At 44.7% G+C, this 684-nt stretch carries 1 protein-coding gene; it reads left to right on the forward strand.

The window, feature by feature from the left end:
• Positions 1 to 12 precede the first annotated feature (12 nt).
• Positions 13 to 684 (forward strand): chemotaxis protein CheA (locus tag A3763_RS21460; protein ID WP_231872282.1); only part of this gene is annotated, 672 nt, incomplete at its 3' end.

Consider the following 684-nt stretch of genomic DNA (forward strand, 5'->3'; position numbering starts at 1 on the left):
ATGCGTATTAGGATGCTTCCTATTAGTTTTGCATTTTCACGTTTCCCTCGCCTCGTTCACGATATTAGTAAGAGTCTTGAAAAGAAAGTTGAGCTTGTTCTGCTTGGTGAGCAAACTGAACTGGATAAAACAGTGATGGAAAGAATAGGCGACCCTCTTGTTCACCTTGTTCGAAACTCACTTGACCACGGTTTAGAGTCGCCAGAAGCGCGTCTTGCCGCTGGCAAAGATGAAACCGGTAAGATTACCCTTAACGCATTTCACCAGGGCGGTAACATTGTTATTCAGATTATTGATGACGGTGCCGGCCTCAATGAAGATCGAATTTTATCGAAAGCAATCGAAAACGGTCTTGTTTCGCCTAACGATCATCTTGAACCAGAGCAAATTCACGACTTAATTTTCCAGCCTGGATTTTCAACTGCTGCAGAAGTTACCGATATTTCGGGGCGTGGCGTTGGTATGGATGTTGTGCGCAGAAATATACAGGACTTAAATGGTTCGGTCGAGGTTGAGTCGACTCCAGGCAAGGGGAGTATGTTCTCGATACGCTTGCCACTGACTCTGGCAATTTTGGATGGTCAGCTAATTCGTGTTGGTCAGCAGGTATATATTTTTCCTTTGGTATCTATTGTCGAATCGATTGAGTCTCAGGATCAGATGATACATCGCGTTTCTGGTGGC

Source organism: Oleiphilus sp. HI0128, from assembly GCF_001635365.1.